Genomic DNA, 16,823 nt, shown 5'->3' with positions numbered 1-16,823 from the left:
GCGCTCAATATAGCGAATCACCGGGCGTGTGTCCCTCATCAGGTGAACCCGCAGGGGCGACGGCAGATCTGCGTTGCATCTGCCTGAGCGTGATGTGCACCGACTTCGCGGCGAGGGCGAGACGATCCTCGGGCCGCGGGCCAGGGTGACCGTTCCCCCGGCCCGGTGGGGACAATGAAACCTTCATGGTCGTCTGAACAACATGTCGCTTCGCGCTGAGGGGCAGTTCGGCCCATACTTTTTTCACTCGGAGCTCGGAGGTCCAGGGTTTCCCATCGCTGGGCCGGGGCTTACCTGCCCGCAGGAGGAGGTTGAGGGCGTCGACTCTCAGGCCGCGGAGCTCCCGACGGAGCTCAAGCAATTCGGCACGTAGTCGTCCGCGGCGTGTGCGCGCTTTCTTCACTCCCTCGGTCTCAGTCAGGACTCCAGTTCGCACCAGCACGTCGTATTCGTCGTTGACTTCGTGCAGAGACTTCATCAGAGATCGTTCTCGGGCCGTCAGGGCGAGGTCCGGCGCGAATTGCGCTAGGGACAAGCCATCAGCACCGAGGGCGAGTTGCATGATCTCAGCAACGACCAGTTCTTCGGCAAGGTCGGCACGGCGCATGAGATGGCCAGCTACCGAACAGCGGTAGGTCGGCACTTTCGAATAGGTCGCGCCGCCGATGATAGGCGCGCCACATGCCAGGCCCTCGACATCCGCTGCGCACGTCGCGATGCCGGAAAGCAGCCAACGTTTTGGTGTACCGAGAAGGTCCCTGGCGGAGAGGTCTCGGATGAGAGATTGAGTAGCGGTCCAGGTCGCGGCGTCCACAATCGGCTCCCATGTTCCACGCCGATGCTTGGTGAGATCCTCCGGATGGTACAGCGACTTACGCCACGCGTGCTGCCCGCGTGGTGGAACTGAGTATCCGGCATACCGGGGGTTTGTGAGGATAGCTAGGACGGTCGTGGGCACCCATCGATTCCCCCTCGTGTTCAAGACACCAGCTGCGTTCCAGGCACGCGCCACTGCTCCCAGCGTTTCGCCTTTGATCACTAGCTCATAGCCGGCTCGAATCACCTCGGCTTCGTCCGGGATCGGGCTGTACCCGTAGTCCAAGTACTCCTTTCCGTCAGCGCCGGTCCGTAGGGCAGTGATTGATCTGGCGTCTCGTTTGCGGGCCGTATAGCCGAAGGCGCGCGTACCATGCGGCGGATATCCGAGTTCTCGGGCCTGCGCATTACTCTCACGCTGACGCCGCCCCTTCCGCTCGACTTCTTGGCGGGCGACCGCAGCAGTAATGCGCAAGACTAACCGTCCGACTTCTGTAGACATATCTACGGGGTCTGTCCCCTCGCTGGTCATGAGATTGACGCCGAACTTCTCGTTCAAGTCGATCCAGTCCTCGACCTCCCGCGGCTTTCTCGTCAGGCGGTCCAGGTTCCAAGCGATTACCACGTCGACATCCCGCTTCATCACGTCTGCAATGAGGCGCTGGTATGCGGGCCGTTCTCGCGCACTGGTAGCCGACACGTTGTTGTCGATGTAGATACGCGTCGGGTCGACTGACCATCCTTTGGCGGCAGCGCGTGCTAAACAGTTCACGCGCTGCCGATCCACCGCGAGTTCGGTGCCCTGAGGGTCGGAGGACTGCCGCAAATATAGAGCCACGCGCGTCACGCGGTCATCTTGGCCGACACAAGTGAACGGAAGGAGGCGGGGCGACGAAGGCATATCGTTCGGAGTTCGCGCCATCCCTCTCTGTAACCACGGAGGCGAGCTGCCCCCGTTGTCGCCCAAGAGCTGAAATATGTAAACTCCTTGGTTTCGAGAGGTCGAACGCGGAACCCTGCTTGGGCAGCGAGGCCGGCGAGAGGTTGACCGTCACCCGCCGCTGCGGCAACGGGCACCCGGCGTTGGTCGCCGCCGACCGCACGCGGTCGCGCGCTTGGGAGAGCGCGGCGTCGGGCAGGCCGACGATGACAAACGCCGGCAGCTGACTCGAGATGTCGGCCTCGACCTCGACGATCGAGCCCGCCAGCCCGAGGAGCGCGACCGACCTCGTGCGACCGACCGGCATCACTGCACCCCCTCGAGGTGATCGATCACCGCGGGCAGTTCGTCGGGCACGAGCACCGCGACCGCGTCGATGCGGACCCCGCCGATCGGCGTCGACGGCCCGTCGTCGCGCCGGCACCATGCGGCGGCCAGGCGACGCAGCCGTCCCAGTTTCTGCGGCGTGATCGCCTCGAACGGGTGCCCGAACGCATCGCTCCGCCGGGTCTTCACCTCAACGACGACGGTGTCGCGGCCGTCTCTCGCGACGAGGTCGATCTCACCGTGCTGGCAGCGCCAGTTGCGCGCCACGATCTGCATGCCCCGACCTTCGAGGAACGCCGCGGCGAGGTCCTCCCCGAGCCGGCCGAGCTCTGTGTTGTGTGCCATCGGGCACCACCTCCGCGACCAGGGTCGCGGACCGGCGTGCCCGCACACGGTGCGCTGGACGCATCCGTCGACTGTGCACCGAGCCGGCCACCTGTGGAGGAGCCGTCAGCGGCTCACTCGTCGAGCGCGAGCTCCTTGGGGAGTTCGAACTCACGCGTCGCGAGCTCTTCGATGTTCACGTCTTTGAACGTGAGCACGCGCACCGACTTCACGAACCGGTCGGCGCGGTAGACATCCCACACCCACACGTCTTTCATCGCGAGCTCGAAATAGAAGTCGTGCTCGGTGTCGCGGCGGACCAGCTCGACCTCGTTCGCGAGATAGAAGCGTCGCTCGGTCTCGACCACGTACTGGAACTGCGACACGATGTCGCGGTACTCGCGGTACAGGGCCAACTCGACTTCGCGGTCGTAGTCGTCGAACTCGTCCTCATCCATCGCCACTCATCCTACGCCGAGGTCGAACAGCGCCGGTGCCGCCTCTTCGAGCCGTGAGCGGTCGTGCAGCCACGTGTGGCGATGCAGTGCGCTCGGACCGTGCTCCTCGATGGCCGCGAAGTGCGCGCGCGTCGAATAGCCCTTGTTCTCAGCCCAGCCGTAGACCGGAAGGTCGTCGTGCGAGCTGCGCATGCCGCGGTCGCGATGCACCTTGGCGATCACCGACGCGGCCGAGATCGAGGCGCAGTCCCGGTCGCCCTTGATCCGGGTGATCACGTGTGCCCGCCGCTCGATCGAGGCGCTCAGGTAGTCGTAGTTGCCGTCGAGCAGCAGCGGCGCCCCCGCCGCGACGTCGCAGGTCTCGGCAAGCGCCCGATAGGCCCGCGCGCCGGCAAGACCGAGGCAGGCCATGATGCCGAGCTGGTCGATCTCGCTCGAGGAGGCCTCGCCGACCGCCCAGGCTCGCACCCAGCCCGCGGCGCGGGGTGCGAGCTGCTCGCGCTTCGGCTCGGGCAGGAGCTTGGAATCGCGCAGTCCCGCGGGGATGCGCTTGACGGATGCATCGATCAGCACGAGACCGATCGTCACCGGACCGGCGAGGGCGCCCCGGCCGACCTCGTCGCACGCGAGCACGATGGGCGCGCCGTCGTCGAACAGCGCACGCTCCGTCTTCAACGACGGCGGGCGACCACCTGCGACCATCTCAGTCGCTCGCCTCGTCGACTCCCGCGAAGACCTCGGGATAATTGCCGAGCCACTCCCAATTCGAGACCGGCCAGCTCACGACGAACGCCTTGCCCACGATGTTCTCGATCGGGACGAATCCTTCGCGCGGCGTCTCGCGGTTGTACCGGGAGTCCTTGGAGTTGTAGCGGTTGTCGCCCATGACCCAGAGCGACCCTTCGGGGACCGTGACATCGAAGTCGTCGCGCGAGACCTTCTGCTCGCCGGGTGGCAGCACCACGTACGGCTCGTCGAGCGGCACCCCGTTCACGCTCATCTGCCCGAGGGCGTTGCAGCACACGACCTGATCGCCCGGCAGGCCGATGAGCCGCTTCACGAGGTGGTCGTTCGAGTCGGGCGCCGAAAGCCCCACGAGCGCGAGGAACCAGTCGACGGCCGCGACGAGCGGGGGCTGCTCGACCTCGGGGGTCGCGGGCAGCCACCCGCCCGGGTCCTGGAAGACCACCACATCGCCGTGCTCGAGCGGCACCACGTCGGGGACCAGCTCGTTGACGATGATCCGGTCGTCGACCTGCAGCGTCTCCTCCATCGACTGCGATGGGATGAAGAACGACCTGATGAGGAATGTCTTGATCAGGAACGAGACCAGCACCGCCACCACGAAGATGATGAGCAGGTCGCGCAGGAACAGCAGGATGCCGCGCTTGCGCTTCGTCGACGCCGTCGTCGTCGCCTCCGCACCGTCGTCGTGCGAGGTGCGCGTGTCTTCTTCTGTCATTTAACCGCCCGAGCTCCCCACCAGTGTACTGGCGGGGAGCTCGTGGATTCGGTGCGAAGATCCAGTCTTCACAGCTTCGGATCGCGCGCTCAGTTGTCGCGCTTCTCCTTGATCTTGGCCTTCTTGCCGCGCAGCTCGCGCAGGTAGTACAGCTTCGCGCGACGGACGTCACCGCGGGTGACGACCTCGATGTGGTCGATGACCGGCGAGTGCACGGGGAACTTGCGCTCGACACCGACCTGGAAGCTGATCTTCCGGACCGTGAAGGTCTCGCGGACGCCCTCGCCCGAGCGGCCGATGACGACGCCCTGGAAGACCTGCACGCGCGAGCGGTTGCCTTCGACGATGTTGACGTGCACCTTGACGGTGTCGCCGGCGCGGAAGTCGGGGATGTCCGACCGCAGGCTCGACGCGTCGACGTGATCGAGAATGTGCATGATGTTCGCTCTCTGCGCCCGCCACCGGTCGAACGCGGATCAGTTGGGAAAGTGTTCGGTGCCGCCTGCACGAAGCGATTCGCGCTGCGCGTACTCCCCGGAGGCAGAGACCTGCGGCGGCACAATCGACCATTCTGCCAGATCGCGTTGCGTTTCGGCAAAGCGGCGCACAGACGGATGCCTCGGCCGGAACGCTCCTCGTCGGTCTCGCGTCAGTCGGGCTACTCGGGGTCGCGCGACTCGCGCACCACGATGACCTCACCGAGATCGTGCGGAGGCATGCGCTTGGGCTCGGCGGAGCCGCCTCGTTGCTCGGCCGCGAGGCGCTCGAACTCAGCCATGCTGGCCTGCATCCGCTGCGCGCCGTCGCGCACGAGTTGCCAGATCGACCACCAGAACGCCACGACCGCGAGCCCGATCGCGAGCACCGTGAACGGCACCGCAGTGGCCCCGTAGAACCCGGCGCCGACGATGGCGAGATGCCACGCACCGAGCACGCCGGCATCGCCCCAGGCCACGGCCCGTTGCTCGCGGACGGTGGGGCGGGCGTTGACCAGGAACGCGATGACGAGCAGCGCGAGGAAGGTCGCGGGCAGCGAGATGATGAGCCCGAGCGTGTTCCACCCGCCCGAGCCGAACAGGGCCCAGCCGACGGCCAGCCAGCCGGGCAGCACGACGGCGGCGAGGAACTGCCACCTGAGGAAGAGGCGCCGCACGGTCATGCCTCAAGGCTACCGGGGCGCACCTGCGAGCACGCCGCGTGTTCACTCGCAGCGGACCCGTCAGAATAGACGGGTACGAAAGGATTGCCGTGATCGAACTGAGGACCCCAGCCGAGATCGAGGAGATGCGCCCCGCCGGCCGTTTCGTCGCGAGTGTGCTGGAGGCGACCGCGAAGGCGGCACGCGTCGGCGTCAACCTGCTCGAGCTCGATGCGCTCGCGCACGACATGATCCGCAAGGCCGGAGCCGAGAGCTGCTACATCGACTACCACCCGTCGTTCGGCGCGTCCCCGTTCGGCAAGGTGCTGTGCACCTCGGTGAACGACGCCGTCCTGCACGGGCTCCCCCACGACTACACGATCAAGGACGGCGACCTGGTGAGCCTCGACTTCGCCGCATCGGTGAACGGCTGGGTCGCGGACTCGGCGATCTCCGTGGTCGTCGGCACGCCCCGCGACGAGGACCTGCGTCTGATCGACACCACCCGGCGCGCGCTCGATGCCGGCATCGCCGCCGCGCGCGCCGGCAACCGCATCGGCGACATCTCGCGGGCCATCGCCGACGTCGCACGCGAGCAGGGCTACACGATCAACACGGATTTCGGCGGGCACGGCGTCGGCCGCACGATGCACGGCGATCCGCACATCCCGAACAGCGGCCGACCGGGTCGAGGGCTCCCGCTCCGTCCCGGCCTCGTGGTCGCGATCGAGCCGTGGTTCCTGCAGACGACCGACCGCATCTTCACCGACCCCGACGGCTGGACGCTCAGGAGCGCAGACGGCTCGCGCGGTGCGCACTCCGAGCACACCATCGCGATCACCGACGGGGACCCGATCGTGCTCACCGCACGCGACTGACCGCGGTCAGCGCTCGGCGCGCGTCTGCTCCACCCGGTCGAGCACGAGATCGACGAGCTGCGCCGGCGCCGGGGCATCCGGCATCAGGAGCGGGTCGGTGACGTGGTCGCCGCCCGCCAGCAACGCCGCGTCGTAGAACGCGCCGGGCGCGAGCAGGTACGCGGCGACGAGCACCCGCGTGTGCGGGTGCACCGCCCGCAGCATCTCGATCGCGTCCGGGAGCCGAGGGATCGCCGCCGCGATGAAGCCGACCGTGACCGGACGGCCGAGCCGCACGCCCAGTCGTCGCGCGGTCTCGAAGCATTCGCGCACCGCGCGCGGGTCGTTGGAGCCGGCGGCCGCGAGCACCACCGAGACGTCGGCGCCGTCGAGGGACCCGATCCGCTCGGCGAGGACCGCGGCGAGCCGGTCGTCGGGGCCGAGCGGCGCAGCGAGCGTCGCGCCCTTCCCTGCGAGCCGGTCGATGCCTCGCGACAACCCGGTGCGCACGTGGAATCCAGCGGACAGCACGAGCGGCACGATGATCGCCTCAGGGTCGCCGACACTCTGCGCGAGCGCCGTCGCCACGTCGCGATGCCTCGCGTCGACGAACGCGATCGACACGTCGGCGCCCGGCCGCGCCATCGCAACGCCGTCGACGAGTCGCAGGATCGCGGCACGGTTGGCCGCCGAGGGCTCGCCGTGGGTCAGCGCCATGAGACGCAGCGGCCGAGCGGCCTGCGCCTCGCCGGTCCGCTCGGTACTCGCCGCCCCGATCGCCACGCCTCAGCCTCCCGCCACGGCGACCGCCCGGTGCGCCGTTTCGACGGTACGAACGGCGTGTTTCGGTCGTGGCTCCCGGGTGTTACCGGGACGTGAAGACTGCCGCGGACCCGGCCGATGCGGACGGGTTCAGGGCAGCAGCTCGGGTCGCACCCGGCGCGTACGCTCGACCTGCTGCTCGCGCCGCCACTCGGCGATGGCTCCGTGATGGCCGCTGAGCAGCACCGGCGGCACGTCGAGCCCGCGCCACTGCGCGGGCTTCGTGTAACTCGGATACTCCAGCAGCCCGTCTTCGTGCGACTCCTCGACGAGGCTCTCGGGGTTGCCGACGACGCCGGGCACGAGGCGCCCAGCGGCCTCGATCATCGCCATCACGGCGACCTCGCCGCCGTTCAGCACGTAGTCGCCGAGCGAGATCAGACGTACACGCATCCGCGTCGCGTAGTGGTCGACCACACGCTGGTCGATGCCTTCATATCGCCCGCAGGCGAACACGAGGTGCGGCTCGGCCGCGAGCTCGCGGGCGAGCTGCTGGGTGAACGGTTCGCCCGCGGGCGACGGCACCACGAGCAACGCATCGGATGCCCCGTCGCCGACGATGGCGTCGAGCGCCTCGCCCCACGGCTCGGGCTTCATGACCATGCCGGCGCCGCCGCCGTACGGGGTGTCGTCGACCGTGCGATGCCGGTCGTGCGTGTGATCGCGGAGGTCGTGCGCCACGACCTCGATGAGTCCCGTCTGCCGGGCCTTGCCGAGCAACGACAGGTCGAGGACCCGGAAGAACTCCGGGAAGATCGTGACGATGTCGATGCGCACGCGATCACTCCGCGTCGTCGCTGCGACGGGGATCGTGCCCGCCCGCCTCGGGCACTGCGGCCTCGGGCCCAGCCGCCTCGGTGGCTTCGGCTTCGGGCCCAGCCGCCTCGGTGGCTTCGGCTTCGGGCAGTTCCTCGAAGAGGCCGGGAGGCGGCGTGACCGTGAGCGTGCCCGCGTCGATGTCGACCTCGGGCACGAACGCCTGCACGAACGGCACCATGATCTCGCGCCGCTTCGGGCCGATCGTCTTCACGACGAGCAGGTCCTGCGCGGGCAGGTGGTCGACGTGGACGATCTCGCCGACGCGTTCGCCGTCGCGGAGAACGGTCAGCCCGATGAGCTGGTGGTCGTACCAGGCGTCGGGCTCCGGTGTCTCGTCCGTCGGCTGATCGACCCAGAGGATCGCCTTCGCGAGGCTCTCGGCCGCCGTGCGGTCGTCGACGCCGTCGAAGAACCCGACGGGCTGACCGTTGTACCAGCGCAGCTCACGGAACGTGAGGTGCTTGCCGTGCCACGGCGACTCGTCGGGCACCTGGAGCGAGAAGGTCGCACCGGGGACGAACCGCCGTTCGGGGTCGTCGGTGTAGAGCTCGAGCTTCAGGGCGCCCTTCAGCCCGTGGGCCTTCGTGAGCCGGCCGACGCGGAGCTGCTGGGGTCGGGAGTCGTCGGCCACGTCAGTCGTCGACGACGTCGACCCGGACCCGGCGGCCATCGGCCAGCGCCGTGACGAGCGTGCGCAGCGCCTTCGCCGTGCGGCCGGCGCGGCCGATGACGCGGCCGAGGTCCTCGGGGTTCACATGAACCTCGAGGACCTCGCCGCGCGCGCCCGAGGCGGTGACGACCCGCACGTCGTCCGGGTGGTCGACGATCCCCTTGACGAGGTGTTCGAGCGCGGACTGGAGCAAGGGTTACGCCTCGTCCGTGGTCTCGGCCTCGGCGGAAGCGTCGGCGTCGGCGGAAGCCTCAGCGGGCTCCTCGGTCTTCGCCGGCTTCTCTGCCTTGGGCTTCACGACCGACTTCTTGGCCGTGTCGGCCTGGAACTCGGCCTTGGGCTCCGCGGTGCGCACGGTGCTCACGGCATCCTTGTCGCCCTTGAACTTGCCCCAGTCGCCCGTGAGCTTGAGGATGGCGCGGACCTGGTCGGACGGCTGCGCGCCGACGCTGAGCCAGTACTGCGCACGGTCGGAGTCGACCTGGATGAACGAGGGCTCCTCGGTCGGGTGGTACTTGCCGATCTCCTCGATCACACGACCGTCGCGCTTGGTGCGCGAGTCGGCGACGACGATGCGGTAGTACGGGGCACGGATCTTGCCGAGCCGCTTGAGACGGATCTTGACAGCCACGATTCTCCTGAATGGGTCTGGTGAGTGGGCGAACTGACAGCCGTGAGCGTGGGGTGCACACTCGGCGGAAGCTCAATGGTGTTCTGCACGCCGGATAGAGGGTCGGGCGAAGCAGAACTCGACTGACCATTCTTGCAGATTTCCCGCCCCGCGCGTAATCGTTCGACTCGGCCCGGTTCCCCGCGCGGCCGCGTGCCAAGATTGGCGGCACGCGCCGCCGTCGGATTGGGGTCAGCACGCATGCACATCGAGTTCGCCGAGTCCGCCCGGTCCACGATCGGCATCGAATGGGAGGTCGCGATCGTCGATCGCGAGACCGGCGAACTCGCCTCGGTCGGCGACCGGGTGCTCGAGCGCCTCCGTCAGGCCGACGGGTCCCCGCACCCGCAGATCACGCACGAGCTGCTGACGAACACCGTCGAGCTCGTGAGCGGCGTGCACACGCGCGTCGACGACGCGGTGGCCGACCTCGCGGGGCAGATCGACGCCGTCCGTGGGGCACTGGACTCGATCGGGGCGTACGAGCTCATCTGCAGCGGCTCCCACCCGTTCAGCCAGTGGTACGACCAGTCGCTGACCGACAAGGAGCGCTACCACAAGCTCATCGACCGCACCCGGTGGTGGGGTCGCAACATGATGATCTGGGGCATCCACGTGCATGTGGGACTCGAGGACCGGGACAAGGCCCTGCCGATCCTCGACGGTCTGCTGGCGTACGTCCCGCATCTGCAGGCGCTGTCGGCCTCGAGCCCGTTCTGGGCCGGCGTCGAGACCGGGTACGCCTCGAACCGCGCGCTCATGTTCCAGCAGCTCCCGACCGCCGGCCTGCCGTACCCGCTCGCCGATTGGGCGGCGTACGAACGCTACGTGGACGACCTCGTGCGCACGGGAGTCATCGAGGATCACACCGAGGTGCGCTGGGACATCCGCCCCTCGCCGAAGTGGGGCACGATCGAGGTGCGGGTCTGCGACGGCGTCTCCACGGCGACCGAGATCGCCGGCGTCGCCGCGCTCATCCAGTGCCTCGTCGAGTGGATGAGCGAGCGGCTCGACGCGGGTGAGTCGCTGCCGGTGCTCCAGCCCTGGTACGTGCGCGAGAACAAGTGGCGCGCGGCGCGGTACGGCATGGACGCCGAGATCATCACGGACATCGCGGGGACGGAACGCCTCGTGAGTGACGACGTCCGCGAGCTCATCACGACCCTGGCCCCGGTCGCGGATCGTCTCGGCTGCGGTCCCGCACTGCAGCGGCTTCGCGACACGCTCGAGGGCGGCGCAAGCTACCAGCGCCAGCTGCGCGTCGCGCACGAGGCCGGCGGCGATCTGCGGGCCGTGGTCACCCATCTCGCACGCGAGCTGAGGCAGGGCGTGCCCGATCGCGCCCTGGGGTGAAGCGGGTTCAGGCCGGGATCCGCCGGGTCCGGATGAGCTCGGCGTACCAGCGCGCCGAGTCTTTCGGCAGGCGTTCGAGCGTGTCGTAGTCGACACGGACGATGCCGAATCGCTTCGAGTAGCCGAATCCCCACTCGAAGTTGTCCAGGAGCGACCACACCTGGTACCCGCGGAGGTCGACCCCGCGCGCGAGCGCGCGGTGCGCGGCCGTGAAGTGCCGGCGCAGGTAGTCGATGCGGTCGGTGTCGTGCACGGCGGGGCCGTCGGCCTCCTCGGTCACGACGTCGTCGAACGCTGCACCGTTCTCGGTGACCATGAGCGGCAGCTCGGGGTACGACTCGTGCAGCGCGACGAGCAGGTCCTCGAGGCCCGACGGGTCGATGTTCCAGCCCATGGCGGTGTACGGCCCCGGCTGCTCCAGGAACTCGACCTCCTCGGAGCCCGGCCAGGGCGAACCGCCCATGTCCTTGTGGCCGTCGGCATTGACGCGCGGCGAGTGGCCGTCCCACATCCGCACCGTCACCGTCGAGTAGTAGTTCACGCCGAGCAGGTCGAGCGGCTGGCGGATCAGCTCGGTGTCGCCCGGCCGGACGAACGCCCAGTCCGTGATCGCCTTGGTGTCTTCGATGACGTCGGCCGGGTACTCGCCATCCAGCAGCGGGCCGAGGAACAGCCGGTTCGCGAGCCCGTCGATGCGTCGCGCCGCCTCTTCTCCCGTGGCACCCGACGGGCGGATCACGTGCAGGTTGAGTGTGATCGAGCACTCGGCGGCCGGGAGGACCTCGCGGATCGCCCGGACCGCGAGCCCGTGCGCGAGGTTCAGGTGGTGCACGGCGGCGAGCGCCTTGGCGCCGTCCATGAGCCCGGGGGCGTGCGCGCCGGAGCCGTAGCCGAGGTAGGCGCTGCACCACGGCTCGTTGAGGGTCGTCCACACGGTCACGCGATCGCCGAGCCGCTCCGCGACGATGCGCGCGTAGTCGGCGAACGCCTCGGCCGTGGCACGCGACGTCCACCCGCCCTCGTCTTCGAGCGCTTGCGGCAGGTCCCAGTGGTAGAGCGTCGCGATGGGCCGGATGCCTCGGGCGATCAGTCCGTCCACGAGACGCTCGTAGAACGCCAGCCCTGGCTCGTTGACCTCTCCGCGGCCCGTCGGCTGGATGCGGGGCCACGCGATCGAGAACCGGTATGCCTCCAGGCCGAGCTCGCGCATGAGGTCGAGGTCTGCGTCGAGCCGGTGGTAGTGGTCGTCGGCGATGTCGCCGGTGTCGCCGTTCCACACCTTGCCCGGTGTGTGACTGAAGGTGTCCCAGATCGAGGGCCCGCGGCCGTCTTCGTCGACCGCGCCCTCGATCTGATACGCGGCCGTCGCCGACCCGAACAGGAAGTCGTCGCCGAACGCGAGGCCGGCGTCACGGTAGTCGGGGGTGCCGCTCGTCATCGCTCGAGGCTCCAGTCTCACAGGGTCGCCCGCGGCATGCGGACGCGACTCACTGTAACCCCGCTCAGTACCAGTAGTCGCCGGTCTTCGCCCGATAGTCCGCGAGGAACGCGGCTTCGCCCGTGCGCCAGGCTTCCGCCGACCCGGCATGCGGCAGCAGATACGCGGGCTGATACTCGATCACGGGCGCGAACGCGATCTTGAAGGTCAGGATGCCGCGGTCGCTGCTCTGCTCGGCGGCGGGCGGCGGCACGTGCCCGAGGTCGTACTCGAGCACGCCCTCGTCCGCCAGATCCTGGATGATGCGCCACTGGACGAGTCGCGAGGCCATCAGGTTGGGGAACTCGCGCGACGACCCGCCGTCCTTGTACCAGGCGCGCCGGCCGTACCGGACGACGAAGGCGCCCGCGACGACCCGGCCGTCATAGCGAGCGAGGTACAAGTGGCCGCGGTCGTCGGCCGCGAAGCCGGACCAGACCGACCTGAGGTAGTCGTCGCGACGGAAGAACGCGCCCGACCGCTCCTCCGTCGCCCGCACGAGCGCGAGCATCTCCTCGGTGCCCGGCCCGCCGACGTCGAGCCGTTCGATCTCGACGCCGTTGCGTTCGCCCACCCGGATCTCGGCCCGGGCGCGCTTCTTCATGCGGGCGAGCGCCGCATCGGCACCCTCCGAAAGGTCGGCGACGACCGCGAACCGGTACTGCGAGGCGCGGGTCGGCAGCCAGCCGGCGTCGGCGAACGCCGCCTCGAGCCGGGGGTCGCGAAGCTGGTAGATCTCGATCTTGGTCGCGAACGCGTCGCCCCGGGTCGCTCTCACGCGTTCGGTGAGGCCGGGCACCCCCTCCGCGGTGACGCCGGTGAGTCGCGGGATGTGCCGGAGGCGCCCTGCGCCCGGCGCCTCACGTTCGAAGACGAGCGCCGGGAGGTCGGTCGCGGTGCCGAGCTCGACCGTGCCGACCGCCCAGGGCCCGCCGTCGCGGATGTGTGCCCAGGTCCGGCTCTGCATGAAGTGCGGCGCGGAATGGGTCGCGAACACGCGCTCATCCCATTCGGGGGCGACGTGACGCGTGACCGCGGTGTCCAGCATCACCGGCGTCTCCTCTCCGGTGCGTGAGCAGCATGCACCGCCCACGATACCGTCGGGTCCAGCCTGATGACGCGACCGACGCGGCGCCTGGGGATATCGCCCCGCCCGGCCCCGGCTCAGGCTCAGGCTCAGCGGGCGTACGTGGCGCGTCACCATATGGCTCGACCCCCCGTCCGCCTTAGGGTTGTCGCATGACGGAACCCCGGCTCGAACTCGACGGTGAACGTGTCCATGCCCGACTCCTGCCGGGGCGCGGCACCAATGGCGGCTACTCGCTCATCATCGACGGCACGACCCAATCGCACGTCAATCCCGACGACCCGCTCGACCTGCAGCTGCCGTACGTGCGCGACATCGCCACCGTGCTCAGCTCCTGGAAGCCGGCCGACGAGCCCCTCTCCGTGCTGCACCTCGGCGCCGGCGGACTGACCATCCCCCGTTACGTCGCCGCGCGGTGGCCCTCGGCCCGTCAGCACATCGTCGAGCTGCACCGCGAGCTCTTCGAGTTCGTGCTCGACGCGCTCCCGCTGCGCGACGACGTCGAGCTGACCGTCGAGTTCGACGACGCCCGCACCGCGGTCGAGCGCGCCGCCCGCCAGCAGGGCGGCTACGACGTCGCGATCGTGGACGTCTTCTCGGGCAGCGTGGCACCCGCGACCGTCGGCACCGTCGAGTTCTTCACGACGCTTCGCGGACTGCTCGCACCAGGCGCGCTGCTCATCGTGAACACGCTCGGCGGTGGCGACCTCGAGCTCGCGCGCCGCATGGCCGCGACCCTCGCCGTCGAGGAGGGCGAGCTCGCCGTGATCGTCTCCCGCCCGGTGCTGGTCGGCGGCGCTCCGGGCAACCTCGTGCTCGTGGCATCCGACGGTCCGCTCCCTCTCGAGGCGACTGTCGCCGCGCTCGCCGGCGAGCCGCGCCAGGTCGAGGTGCTCACCGGCGACGACCTCGCCGCGTTCGCCGAGGGCGCCCAGCCGAGGTACGACGAGGCCGCGAGCTGAGCATGCGCCGCACGGCCGGATCGGTGGCGGCGCTCGGCGCGCTGCTCGCTCTGGCCGTCGCGGCACCGGCGGCGGGGCCTGCCGCCGCGAGCGAGCCCGACCCGCGCGCGCCCGCGATCGGTCCCGGCCTCGAGTGGGTGGCCCATCGGGACAACCCGTTCCGCCAGGGCGACGACCCCGACTTCATCAACTCCGATCTGGCGTTCACCGGCGACCACCTGATCCAGGGCAATTTCGCCGGCTTCAGCGTGTGGGACATCGCCGACCCAGCGAACCCTCAACTGCGCAGCACGATGCCGTGCACAGGCGGCCAGGGCGACGTCAGCGCGGTCGGCAACCTCGTGATCGTCTCCATCGACGAGACGATGTCGAGCGACGCATGCGACGCCGTGCGCGTCCCGGAGACCGCCGACAACTGGGAAGGGCTGCGGCTCTTCGACGTGAGCGACCCCGCCGCCCCGCGGCACGTCGCGTCGGTCCGCACGCGGTGCGGCTCGCACACGCACACCGTCGTGCCCGACCCCGCCGACGGCTCGAGGGTGTTCGTGTACGTGAGCGCCTACAGCCGCGGCGCCTCGTTGCACTGCACCGGGAGGAACCCGCTGCAGATCGTCTCGGTGCCGCTCGCGGCCCCCGAGCAGGCGAGCATCGCGGGCGAGCTCGACCTCTTCGACGACGCGACCGCGTTCGGCCCCGGCGACCGCGTGCCGGGCGGCGCCGAGACGCGCAGCACGACCGGATGCCACGACATCACGGCGTATCCGGCGAAGGCGCTGGCCGTGGCGGCGTGCCGAGGCGACGGGCTTCTGCTCTCGATCGCGGACCCGCTGAACCCGGTCGTGCTGCAGCGTGTGCGCGACGCGAACGTCGCGTTCTGGCACTCGGGCATCTTCGACAATGACGCGACCGCGGTCGTCTTCCAGGACGAGCTCGGCGACGGCTTCATCAACACGTGTTCGCCCGCTTTCGGCGCAGAGCGTGGCGCCGATGCCGTCTGGTCGCTCACCGACGGCGTGCTCGAGCACCGCTCGTACTTCAAGATCCCCCGCCCGCAGTCGGACCTCGAGAAGTGCGTCGCGCACTCGGGCGGCCTGATCCCCGTGCCGGGCCGCTTCATCGTCGCGCAGGCCTGGCTCGAGGGCGGGGTCTCGGTGATCGATTTCACCGACCACGCCGCACCTACCGAGCTCACCTACTTCGACCGCCCGAGCTACGGGTACTCGATGGACTTCACGGCGGGCATCTGGTCGGTCTACTTCTACAACGGGTACCTGTTCGCGAGCGACATGTACGACGGGCTCGAGGTGCTGCGCCTCACCGATCCGATGTTCGCCGACGCGGCCCGGTACACGGCCGTCGACCTCAACCCGCAGACCCAGCCGGCATACGCGTGGGTCTGGCGCGAGGCGCCGGTGCTGCCGCCCGGATCCGCCGAACGCGACGCGCTCCCGCCGCTCGACGTGACGCCCGCGAGCGTGCTGCCAGGCGGGAGTCCGGCGGTCGAGGTCGCGCTGCCCGCCGGGTCGCTCGAGCCGGGCGAGACCGTCGACGTGTGGTGGATGCCCGGCGCGACCACGCTCGCGACCGTCACCGCCAGCGCGGAGGGCGCACTCCCGCCGACGCCCGTCACCGTGCCCGGACCGCTCGCGGCGGGCCGCTACGACCTCGTCGCGCGTGGGGACCGCACCAGCGACCGCCTCGCGCTCGGCGTACTCGAGGTCGCCGAGCCCGAACCCACGCCGACCGCGGCGCCGGCCGCGTCGGACGACGCCGCGCCGAACGTCTGGCTGATCGGCATCGCCGCGGGGGCCCTGCTGCTCGGCGCCGCCGCGGGGTGGGTCGCGCGTCGGCGCTCGAAGGTGCTCGCGAAGCGCCGGTCCAGGAGCGATCAGTCCCCATGACCGTCGTGGGTCGAGGCTCGCATCGGGTCGCGGAGCGTATCGGGATCACGAACGCCGGCGAGCGCACCGAGACCGCGCGAGCCGACGCCCGGACGCCACCGCCCGGTCTCGACACGCGTGCTCCGTCGTTCGCGACTCGACCAGCGAGATGGCGGACGGCGGTGGTCGCGCTCGTCCTGGCACTCGGCGGATGCACCGCGGGTGGCGGCGCCGGCGAAGCATCCGGTCCGCCCGAGGCATCCGCCCCGCCCATCGCGGCCGAAGCGGTGACCGAGGCCGACGCGGAGTGGATGGCCGGCATGGCCGAGCATCACGACCAGGCGGTCGCGCTCGCGCGACTCGCCGAGGGCCGCGCCGAAGACCCGGAGGTGCTCGCCTCAGCCGAGCGCATCGCGACCGCGCAGGCGGCCGAGGCCGCTGCACTGCGTACGTGGCTCGACCGGCGCGGCCTCGGTGGTCACGACACGGACCATGATGCCGGAGGCATGCCCGGCGAGATCAGCGCGACGACCTTCAGCCGGGCCGAGGCGGCGACCGGAGCCGCGTTCGATCGCATCTTCCTCGACGCGATGATCCGCCACCACGAGGGTGCCGTGCAGATGAGCGAAGACCGGCTCGCGGGGGCCGGGGATCCCGCGGTGTCGCGCTGGGCGCGCACCGTCGCCGCAGGTCAGTCGATCGAGATCGACCGCCTGCGCGGCATCGCCGCGCGCCTGCCCGTCGAGTGATGACGATTCGCA

General features: G+C 69.7%; 19 protein-coding genes and 1 pseudogene. 5 read left to right on the top strand and 15 right to left on the bottom strand.

Annotation, left to right across the window (positions count from 1 at the left end; genetic code table 11):
* Nucleotides 1-4: 4 nt before the first annotated feature.
* The 8 genes and pseudogenes from QU602_RS07030 to QU602_RS06995 all read right to left on the bottom strand — a co-directional run bounded on the left by QU602_RS07030 (nucleotide 5) and on the right by QU602_RS06995 (nucleotide 5,486).
* Nucleotides 5-1,663, bottom strand: coding sequence for a recombinase family protein (locus QU602_RS07030; protein ID WP_308799534.1), 1,659 nt, complete (start codon nucleotides 1,661-1,663; stop codon nucleotides 5-7).
* A gap of 148 nt (nucleotides 1,664-1,811) precedes the next feature.
* Nucleotides 1,812-2,063 (bottom strand): annotated as a pseudogene (locus QU602_RS07025) (magnesium chelatase domain-containing protein); the annotation flags it as partial.
* Nucleotides 2,063-2,428, bottom strand: a complete 366-nt coding sequence (locus QU602_RS07020; RefSeq protein WP_308799533.1) for a YraN family protein — start codon at nucleotides 2,426-2,428, stop codon at nucleotides 2,063-2,065. The gene QU602_RS07020 and the pseudogene QU602_RS07025, both read right to left, overlap by 1 nt.
* Before the next feature lie 113 nt (nucleotides 2,429-2,541).
* The gene (locus QU602_RS07015) at nucleotides 2,542-2,865 is read right to left on the bottom strand and encodes a DUF2469 family protein (RefSeq protein ID WP_308799532.1); all 324 of its coding nucleotides are present in this window, start codon (nucleotides 2,863-2,865) and stop codon (nucleotides 2,542-2,544) included.
* 6 nt (nucleotides 2,866-2,871) lie between these two features.
* Nucleotides 2,872-3,567, bottom strand: coding sequence for a ribonuclease HII (locus QU602_RS07010; protein WP_308799531.1), 696 nt, complete (start codon nucleotides 3,565-3,567; stop codon nucleotides 2,872-2,874).
* Between the two features lies 1 nt (nucleotide 3,568).
* Nucleotides 3,569-4,327 carry a signal peptidase I gene (gene lepB, locus QU602_RS07005; protein WP_308799530.1) on the bottom strand — a complete coding sequence of 253 codons (759 nt, stop codon included), beginning with the start codon at nucleotides 4,325-4,327 and terminating at the stop codon, nucleotides 3,569-3,571.
* 89 nt (nucleotides 4,328-4,416) lie between these two features.
* Nucleotides 4,417-4,764, bottom strand: coding sequence for a 50S ribosomal protein L19 (gene rplS / locus QU602_RS07000; RefSeq protein WP_308799529.1), 348 nt, complete (start codon nucleotides 4,762-4,764; stop codon nucleotides 4,417-4,419).
* A gap of 221 nt (nucleotides 4,765-4,985) precedes the next feature.
* The gene (locus QU602_RS06995) at nucleotides 4,986-5,486 is read right to left on the bottom strand and encodes a hypothetical protein (protein ID WP_308799528.1); all 501 of its coding nucleotides are present in this window, start codon (nucleotides 5,484-5,486) and stop codon (nucleotides 4,986-4,988) included.
* 89 nt (nucleotides 5,487-5,575) lie between these two features.
* On the opposite strand from QU602_RS06995, the gene map reads away from it, so the two are divergent.
* Nucleotides 5,576-6,343: a type I methionyl aminopeptidase gene (map, locus tag QU602_RS06990; RefSeq protein ID WP_308799527.1), complete on the top strand. Its 768-nt coding sequence runs from the start codon at nucleotides 5,576-5,578 to the stop codon at nucleotides 6,341-6,343.
* 6 nt (nucleotides 6,344-6,349) lie between these two features.
* On the opposite strand, the gene QU602_RS06985 is transcribed toward map, so the two are convergent.
* The 5 genes from QU602_RS06985 to rpsP form a co-directional block, all read right to left on the bottom strand.
* Nucleotides 6,350-7,105, bottom strand: a complete 756-nt coding sequence (locus QU602_RS06985) for a sirohydrochlorin chelatase (protein WP_308799526.1) — start codon at nucleotides 7,103-7,105, stop codon at nucleotides 6,350-6,352.
* 129 nt (nucleotides 7,106-7,234) lie between these two features.
* On the bottom strand, nucleotides 7,235-7,921 hold the full coding sequence (gene trmD / locus QU602_RS06980; protein ID WP_308799525.1) for a tRNA (guanosine(37)-N1)-methyltransferase TrmD: 687 nt from the start codon (nucleotides 7,919-7,921) through the stop codon (nucleotides 7,235-7,237).
* 4 nt (nucleotides 7,922-7,925) lie between these two features.
* A complete protein-coding gene (gene rimM, locus QU602_RS06975; RefSeq protein ID WP_308799524.1) occupies nucleotides 7,926-8,633 on the bottom strand; it encodes a ribosome maturation factor RimM in 708 nt (235 codons plus the stop codon).
* On the bottom strand, nucleotides 8,596-8,826 hold the full coding sequence (locus QU602_RS06970; RefSeq protein ID WP_308799523.1) for an RNA-binding protein: 231 nt from the start codon (nucleotides 8,824-8,826) through the stop codon (nucleotides 8,596-8,598). Before QU602_RS06970 ends, rimM begins: the two co-directional genes overlap by 38 nt.
* A 3-nt stretch (nucleotides 8,827-8,829) precedes the next feature.
* Nucleotides 8,830-9,264: a 30S ribosomal protein S16 gene (gene rpsP, locus QU602_RS06965; protein ID WP_308799522.1), complete on the bottom strand. Its 435-nt coding sequence runs from the start codon at nucleotides 9,262-9,264 to the stop codon at nucleotides 8,830-8,832.
* Between the two features lie 240 nt (nucleotides 9,265-9,504).
* Between rpsP and QU602_RS06960 the strand changes: the two genes are divergently transcribed.
* Nucleotides 9,505-10,656 (top strand): glutamate--cysteine ligase, encoded by a 1,152-nt coding sequence (locus QU602_RS06960; RefSeq protein WP_308799521.1) that lies wholly within the window; start codon nucleotides 9,505-9,507, stop codon nucleotides 10,654-10,656.
* A gap of 7 nt (nucleotides 10,657-10,663) precedes the next feature.
* Here QU602_RS06960 and QU602_RS06955 read toward each other — a convergent pair whose 3' ends face one another.
* Together QU602_RS06955 and QU602_RS06950 are read right to left on the bottom strand one after the other, a co-directional pair.
* Nucleotides 10,664-12,094 carry a GH1 family beta-glucosidase gene (locus QU602_RS06955; protein WP_308799519.1) on the bottom strand — a complete coding sequence of 477 codons (1,431 nt, stop codon included), beginning with the start codon at nucleotides 12,092-12,094 and terminating at the stop codon, nucleotides 10,664-10,666.
* Between the two features lie 64 nt (nucleotides 12,095-12,158).
* Nucleotides 12,159-13,181: a lipid II:glycine glycyltransferase FemX gene (locus QU602_RS06950; protein WP_308800112.1), complete on the bottom strand. Its 1,023-nt coding sequence runs from the start codon at nucleotides 13,179-13,181 to the stop codon at nucleotides 12,159-12,161.
* Between the two features lie 191 nt (nucleotides 13,182-13,372).
* Between QU602_RS06950 and QU602_RS06945 the strand changes: the two genes are divergently transcribed.
* The 3 genes from QU602_RS06945 to QU602_RS06935 are packed head-to-tail and all read left to right on the top strand — an operon-like array spanning nucleotide 13,373 to nucleotide 16,811.
* Entirely contained in the window at nucleotides 13,373-14,182 is an 810-nt protein-coding gene (locus QU602_RS06945; RefSeq protein WP_308799518.1) for a spermidine synthase, read from the top strand.
* A gap of 2 nt (nucleotides 14,183-14,184) precedes the next feature.
* Nucleotides 14,185-16,083 (top strand): LVIVD repeat-containing protein, encoded by a 1,899-nt coding sequence (locus QU602_RS06940; protein ID WP_308799517.1) that lies wholly within the window; start codon nucleotides 14,185-14,187, stop codon nucleotides 16,081-16,083.
* A complete protein-coding gene (locus QU602_RS06935; protein WP_308799516.1) occupies nucleotides 16,080-16,811 on the top strand; it encodes a DUF305 domain-containing protein in 732 nt (243 codons plus the stop codon). The genes QU602_RS06940 and QU602_RS06935 overlap by 4 nt, the downstream gene beginning before the upstream one ends.
* Nucleotides 16,812-16,823 lie beyond the last annotated feature (12 nt).

Origin of the sequence: Agromyces protaetiae (assembly GCF_030866785.1) — a bacterium.
GTDB classification, from domain to species: domain Bacteria; phylum Actinomycetota; class Actinomycetes; order Actinomycetales; family Microbacteriaceae; genus Agromyces; species Agromyces silvae.
Note: the sequence above shows the minus strand (reverse complement) of the source record. Positions and strands in the feature narration are given on the sequence as shown.